This is a genomic window from Actinoallomurus sp. NPDC052308 (assembly GCF_040679195.1).
GTDB classification, from domain to species: Bacteria; Actinomycetota; Actinomycetes; order Streptosporangiales; family Streptosporangiaceae; genus Actinoallomurus; species Actinoallomurus liliacearum.
In genome coordinates this window covers 1-3,852 of sequence record NZ_JBFAUM010000071.1, presented here as the reverse complement: position 1 = coordinate 3,852, position 3,852 = coordinate 1, and the positions used below count along the sequence as shown (strand labels likewise).

Annotated in this window: 3 protein-coding genes; 1 reads left to right on the top strand and 2 read right to left on the bottom strand. The window is 70.8% G+C overall.

From position 1 onward, the window contains the following. Window positions 1–102 precede the first annotated feature (102 nt). Both AB0L00_RS45745 and AB0L00_RS45740 read right to left on the bottom strand, forming a co-directional pair. The gene (locus tag AB0L00_RS45745; protein WP_364444567.1) at window positions 103–849 is read right to left on the bottom strand and encodes a Clp protease N-terminal domain-containing protein; all 747 of its coding nucleotides are present in this window, start codon (window positions 847–849) and stop codon (window positions 103–105) included. 146 nt (window positions 850–995) lie between these two features. After that, entirely contained in the window at window positions 996–1,955 is a 960-nt protein-coding gene (locus tag AB0L00_RS45740; RefSeq protein WP_364444565.1) for a recombinase family protein, read from the bottom strand. Between the two features lie 339 nt (window positions 1,956–2,294). On the opposite strand from AB0L00_RS45740, the gene AB0L00_RS45735 reads away from it, so the two are divergent. Next, window positions 2,295–3,590, top strand: a complete 1,296-nt coding sequence (locus AB0L00_RS45735) for an EamA family transporter (RefSeq protein ID WP_364444563.1) — start codon at window positions 2,295–2,297, stop codon at window positions 3,588–3,590. Window positions 3,591–3,852: the final 262 nt, after the last annotated feature.

The window sequence follows — 3,852 nt, the reverse complement described above, 5'->3', positions numbered from 1 at the left end:
CCGCCCGCGACGCCGCGATCCTGCGGGACCGGCTCGCGCAGAAGGGCGAATCGAGGTCGATCGGGCTTTGAACGGTCCCTACGGGCCGGGGCGGCATGCCGTTCACTCCTGCCCGGACACCGTGCCGAACCGCTCTTCCAGACGCTCGATCCGCGCGACGAGCGGCTGCAGCTGCCGCTGTACGGCGGCGGCCAGGGCCTGGGCGGGATCGGCGGCGGAGGTCTGGGCGCGCAGGTGCACGTAGCCGGCCAGCGCGGCCGTGACCGCGCGCCGGGTGAGCCGGGGATCGGCGCCCAGCGACCGCAGGACGCGGCCGGCCGTGCCCTCGGGCTCGGCGACCAGCCCGAGCAGCAGGTGCTCACAGCCGACGTAGTTGTGCCCGAGCGCCGTCGCCTCGGTCACCGCCAGTTCGAGCGCGCCGGCGGCGGCGACGCTGAAGCGCATCGAGGAGTCGTCGTCCGCCCCGCCGGGCTCGGCGTCCGTGTTCCGTTCGAGGTCACGCTGGAGCTGGGCGGGGTCGATGTCGATGGCGCGCAGCACGTGCAACGCGAGGTTCCCGCCCTCGGCGACGATGCCGGCCAGCAGGTCCGCCGTGCCGACGTTCGGACGTCCGCCTGTGGACGCCCGATCGATGGCCAGCTTGATCGTGGTGCGGGCCCGTGGGGTGAACGAAGGCAGCCGGTCGCTCAGGTCGTCCGATGACAGCTCGCCCAGCGCCGTCTGGCGGATCGCGGTGACCCGTCGCACGGCCTGTTCCAGGGCCCGCTGGCAGATCGCGGAGACCGGCACGTCGGCGTTCTTGACGGCTTCGGCGAGTTCGTCGGGCAGGTACACGTTGATCTTCGGCATGGCCGGTCCTCAGGGTCGGAAACGCGATGACCCTCTCATTTATACCCCTATTGGGGTTATGCGCATATAACCCCATCATTCGATGGACGCCTCGAGGGGGTGGGACCGGAATACGCCAGAAACCTGCCGTGGTCTCGTAACGCTGGTCAGGCGCGGGTCTGGACGGCGGCGAAGTCGGTGTGTGCCTGCTCGACGGCCTCGGCGTAGCGCTGGCGCTTGTCGTGTTCGGCCAGCGCTCGGTAGATGCTGGCCAGGCTCGGGTTCTGACCTTTGCGCTTGCCGGTCGGGATGATCAGGTCCAGACGGATGTCCTCGACCGATTCGCCGCGGGCGCGGCGGCGGAGCACGGTGTGCAGCATGTCCTCGGTGATCACCGGGGGCCGGCCGCCGTGGTTTCCCTTGCGGGCGGCGGCGTTCAGCCCCTCCAGGGTGGCTTCGCGGATGTTCTCGCGTTCGGTTTCGGCCATCGCGGCGAAGAACGCGAACAACACCCGCCCAGTGCCGGACGGGTCGTAGACGCCGGTCAGCGGGCCGGCCAGCATTTCCAGGGCGATGCCGTGCGCGGTGAGGTGATCGGCCAGCGCGGTCAGTTCGGCGGAGTCGCGGCCGAGCCGCTTCATCTCGTAGACGGTGAGGATGACCCGGCAGTGTGGGGCGTGCGCCTTGATCTGCCGGCATGCCTCCAGGGCGTTCTCGAACTCAGGGCGGACCCGTACGCGGGTGGAGACTTTCTCGGCGAAGATCTTGTCGCGCGGAATGCCAGCCGCGGCCAGGGCATCGAGCTGGGACTGAAGTTCTTGGGTCAGGTGGGAGCAGCGGGCGTAGCCGATGCGGATGTCCGCGCTCGGTGTGTCCGCCGGGATCGGCGCCGGCGGCGGGGTGCCCGGCCGCCACGGCCGGCCCGGTCCCCGGTCGGACGGCGTCGGCACCCGCAATTCCTTGGCCAGCCGGGGCACCTTGGCGAACCGGGCGGTGTGGTAGGTGCCGGCGACCGCGCCGGAGCGGGTCCGGCACGGCGAGCCCGGCTGAACGGCGCACCGCGGGCACGGATGGCGCTCGACCTCATCGGCATCGGACAGGGCGGCGGTCTCCGGGGTGCTGCTCATCTCCGGAATCCTCTCACAAACATTTCTCAGAACATGTCCCCGACACCAACCGTGTGAGAACGAGTTCTGAGACGAAATCCGGCCTGCGTGGCGCTCCGGCGGCCTGCTGGGCGGGTGCTTCTCAGAATGGACCGTTTCTGAGAGGCCGGATGCGCCCCCTGGTTCGCCCGCCAGATGGGGGACTCTGGGCGCCGCTCGTCTGTCAACCGGCGCCGGGCAGACAAACAGTGAAATTGATAACGGTTGTCATTTAGCGCGATCCCGGGACGGTCCTGATCGCGGGCAGACGCTGCCCGCCGCCGGCTTGCCGGGAGAACGAGACAAACAGAGAGGTTCGCCATGCCCAAGATGCGGTTCCTTCGGGACAGCACGCTACGAGGGGTCGTCATCGGCCTGTTAGGGCTGCTGTCCTGTGTTGCCGGAGACGCCTTCTCCGCGCTGGGTGCCGAAGATGAGAAGCAGTTCCCCTTCGCGCCGGGCGCGCTCGGGGCGATCTTCGGTGGACTGTTTCTCGCGGGATACGCCACGCTCAGGTTCGGCCTGGCGGTGCGGTCGTCCCGCCGTAAAGGCGCGGCCGCCGAAGAGTTCCGGCGGGCGCGCGCCTCGGCAAGGTCGGCCCGGTGGCCGATCGTGTGCGTGGCGGTAGCGAGCGTCTTCTATCTGCCGCTGCTGGTCGCTGCGACTCAGCGGGTGGGTAGTTTCGCCACGGTGATCGCGGTGACGTTCTGCGGCCCGCTGCTGGTGGCGGTGGGAGGCGCGGTGCGCGAGTCCCGATACGCCGCGGTGGTCTGGCCGGTGCTGGTCGGTGCGGGCCTATGGATCATGTCGCTGCAGGAGGAGGCGCACGCCGACTGGCTCGGCTACGCCTTCGCCGCCGCGGCCGCGGTGTGTTTCGCCGTCAACATCAGTGCGATGGAAAGGCTGGAGGAGCGGGGTGCTGAGACGGTCGGCCTGGCACTGGCCAGCCTGCTCGCCATCCCGGGCGCGGCCGGCTGGCTGGTGATCTCGGGGGGCCTGGAGTGGTTCCAGCCCCGCATCATCGGGCTGGCCGTGCTCACCGGTCTGGTCACGGTGGCCGTGGCTCCGGTGCTGGAGGCGCGGGCCATCGGCTACCTCGGAAAGGAGAAGTTCGGTGTGCTCGCCGCCGGTGAGCCGATCATGGGCCTGCCGGTCGGGTTGTTGCTGCTGGGGGAGGTCCCCGGTTGGTTCGTGGCCGCTGGCGTGGTGATCCTCGCGGTGGCGATCGCGGGCAACACCGCTGAACTGGACAGGCCACTGGTCCGGCGGCTGCGCACTTTGCAGTCTGGCGGGCTGCCGGATGCGCACCGCCCTGCCTGCCCTGCCAAGGCCGTGATGCCCGCGAGCGGTGCGGTCGCCATCCAGGCGGCCGGCACCGTGCCCGCCGACATGACCGGTGGTGTGTCCGCCGGGCCGGCGGGTGACCGGCAACCGTCCTTCGCGGTTGCCGATGCCCGGCGGCAGGAGACACGATCACCCAGCCCGGCCGACAGCCAGTCGCTGGAAGTGGCGGCCGTGCTGTGGCCGCTGGTCCAACGCGGCAACACCGAGGCCGCGAGCCTGCTGACCTCGATGCTGGAGCCGGTGGCTGATCGGACCAGGATCACGGCGCAGTGATCTGCGATAAGTGACCGTCGGGTCCTCAAGGCACGGCGGTGAGACGGCCAGGCCGCGCGTCAACCGCGCGGCCTGGCAAAGAATCAGGGCTTAAGCAGCCCGTACAACCGCGGCGGGGGGGGGGGGGGGGCCCCCCCCCCCCCCCCCCGCCCCCCCCCCGCCCCCGCCCCCCCCCCCCCCCCCCGCCGGGCCGCCGCGAGCACCGCGCCCCCCCAACACGGGGCCGCGCCCACCCAGCCCAACAACACACACAACAAGACCG

Excerpts from the sequence above, each read along its gene's own strand:
- AB0L00_RS45745 (WP_364444567.1), bottom strand. The coding sequence starts at position 849 with ATGCCGAAGATCAACGTGTACCTGCCCGACGAACTCGCCGAAGCCGTC.
- AB0L00_RS45740 (WP_364444565.1), bottom strand. The coding sequence starts at position 1,955 with ATGAGCAGCACCCCGGAGACCGCCGCCCTGTCCGATGCCGATGAGGTC.
- AB0L00_RS45735 (WP_364444563.1), top strand. The coding sequence starts at position 2,295 with ATGCCCAAGATGCGGTTCCTTCGGGACAGCACGCTACGAGGGGTCGTC.